This window comes from Metalysinibacillus jejuensis, assembly GCF_003057615.1.
Lineage (GTDB): Bacteria > Bacillota > Bacilli > Bacillales_A > Planococcaceae > Metalysinibacillus > Metalysinibacillus jejuensis.
Genome location: NZ_QAFW01000195.1, coordinates 1 through 374, shown reverse-complemented (window position 1 = coordinate 374; position 374 = coordinate 1). Strand labels below are relative to the sequence as shown.

The 374-nt window shown below is 42.0% G+C and carries 1 rRNA gene; it reads left to right on the top strand.

Annotation, left to right across the window (positions count from 1 at the left end):
• A 16S ribosomal RNA gene (locus DDE80_RS14855) occupies positions 1–112 on the top strand; the annotation flags it as partial.
• Between the last annotated feature and the right edge of the window lie 262 nt (positions 113–374).

The window sequence follows — 374 nt, the reverse complement described above, 5'->3', positions numbered from 1 at the left end:
AAGCCGGTGGGGTAACCCTTTTGGGAGCCAGCCGTCGAAGGTGGGACAGATGATTGGGGTGAAGTCGTAACAAGGTAGCCGTATCGGAAGGTGCGGCTGGATCACCTCCTTTCTAAGGATTATTAACGGAATGGTTGACCTTCCGAGGTCAAACCAACATTAACGTTTTGTGTTCAGTTTTGAAGGTTCAGTAATGAAACTTCAAAACTTGTTCTTTGAAAACTGGATAAAACGACATTGAAAGCAACAAAATTCAAGTAATTGATTGTGTAGTTCTTAAGTCTTTTCTTTTTAAGAAAAGCAGTAACTTTTAATCGAGGGTTTCAAGACACGAGTTAGACAAGGAAACAAGCGAGCGAACACCGCAGTGTACT